Genomic DNA, 1,943 nt, shown 5'->3' with positions numbered 1-1,943 from the left:
TGCCTGCTGTGGCGATGGTGACCGCCAGCCACAACCCCAACGGCTGGACCGGGGTAAAGATGGGCTTTGAACGCCCCCTGACCCACGGCCCCGACGAGATGGCCGAACTGCGCGACATTGTCCTGAATGGCGAAGGTCAGGCGCGCGCGGGCGGGTCTTACGAATTCGTGGATGGCGTGCGCGAGGCCTATATCGACGATCTGATCGGCGATTTCAAAATGTCCCGCCCGCTCAAGGTGGTGTGCGCCACCGGCAACGGCACCGCATCGGCCTTCGCGCCCGAGATTTTCGAGCGTATGGGCGTTGAGATTGTGCCCAGCCACAACCGGCTGGACTATACTTTCCCCAGCTACAACCCCAACCCCGAGGCCATGGAAATGTTGCATGACATGGCCGGCACGGTGAAATCCAGCGGCGCCGATCTGGCGCTGGGATTTGACGGCGATGGTGATCGCTGCGGTGTCGTTGATAATGAGGGCGAAGAGATTTTCGCCGACAAGGTGGGTGTCATCATGGCCCGCGATCTGGCCAAGCTGCATCCGGGTGCCACCTTTGTCGCCGATGTGAAATCCACCGGCCTGTTCGCCAGCGATCCCGAATTGCAGGCCCATGGCGTCAAGGCCGATTACTGGAAAACCGGCCACAGCCATATGAAACGCCGCGTCAAGGAAATCGGCGCGCTGGCAGGGTTCGAGAAATCGGGTCACTACTTTCTGGCCGAGCCCATCGGGCGCGGCTATGACTGCGGCATGCGCGTGGCGGTGGAAATCTGCAAGCTGATGGACCGCAACCCGAATCAGAGCATGTCGGACCTGCGCAAGGCCCTGCCAAAAACATGGTCCACCCCCACCATGTCGCCCTATGCCGCCGACACCGAGAAATACGACATCCTGCAACGGCTGGTGGACAAGCTGGTCGCCAAGGCCGAGGCGGGCGACAGCTTTGCCGGACGCGCGATCAAAGAGGTGGTCACGGTCAACGGCGCACGGGTCATTCTGGACAATGGCAGCTGGGGTCTGGTGCGGGCGTCCTCGAACACACCAAATCTGGTTGTGGTTTGCGAAAGCAGCGACAGCGAGGCAGAGATGCGCGCCATTTTCGCCGAGATCGACGCGGTGATCCGTACCGAGCCCGGCGTTGGCGACTACGATCAGACCATCTGAACTTAGGGGGCGGCCTGCCCCCTAGTCTCCACCAAACAGTTTCAGCAGACCCTTCTTGGCCTCGTCCTCAAGCTTGTTCTTGAGGGCGTCTTCGATCTGCCCGGTATCGGTGATGCCGGTGTTCAGCTCATCGCCGACCTTGTCCAGCACCTGCTGCTTGGCACCATCCTCCAATGCCTTGAGCTTACCCTCGGCAGCGGCCTCGATGACCTTGGTAAGGTCGGGCTTGATCGACGGGTTGCTCCATGGTCCCTGAATGCGCACGGGCACAGAAATCCCCTCACCGGAATTGGGCCGCAAGGCGACCGGGGTGAACAGATAGTCGATATCACGCGCGCCCAGACCAACGCGCCCGGCCCCGTCGGCGCGGAAATTGTCCAACTGCATCAGCAGGTCATTATTGTTCAGATTGCCGCCATCCATGGTGAAACTGGCGCTGAGGCTGTTGAACACGGTCGTCCCGCCGGACCCAGTGCCGCGCCCCATCAGCCGATCCAGATCAAAGCCCGAGATCACGCCGCTGCCGACATTGATATTCCCCTTGCCGCTGAGCGAGCGCATGATCTGATCCTCGCTCTGGCCAACACCCAGAAACGACAACGCACCCGATCCGGTGCCCGAGAACCGCTCGATCCCACCCAGCGCGACCAATGCTTGCCGGATGTCGATACCATCGGCCTTCAGATCCCCTCCAACCGACAATCCGTTGCGGTTATTGGCCACGACCTGCCCGTTCAACTGACCGGAAAACAGCGTCGCCGGATGCATTTCCAATACCGC

General features: G+C 61.2%; 2 protein-coding genes. One reads left to right on the top strand and one right to left on the bottom strand.

What is annotated here, in order from left to right; translation table 11 throughout:
• Window positions 1-1,163, top strand: a 1,163-nt coding sequence (locus MPJ51_RS15535; RefSeq protein WP_298388602.1) for a phosphomannomutase/phosphoglucomutase, incomplete at its 5' end; no start/stop codon positions are given.
• 21 nt (window positions 1,164-1,184) lie between these two features.
• Here MPJ51_RS15535 and MPJ51_RS15530 read toward each other — a convergent pair.
• On the bottom strand, window positions 1,185-1,943 hold a 759-nt coding region (locus MPJ51_RS15530), incomplete at its 5' end, for an AsmA-like C-terminal region-containing protein (protein ID WP_298388601.1).

It is taken from the genome of Ruegeria sp. (assembly GCF_028066395.1).
Lineage (GTDB): Bacteria > Pseudomonadota > Alphaproteobacteria > Rhodobacterales > Rhodobacteraceae > Ruegeria.
Note: the sequence above shows the minus strand (reverse complement) of the source record. Positions and strands in the feature narration are given on the sequence as shown.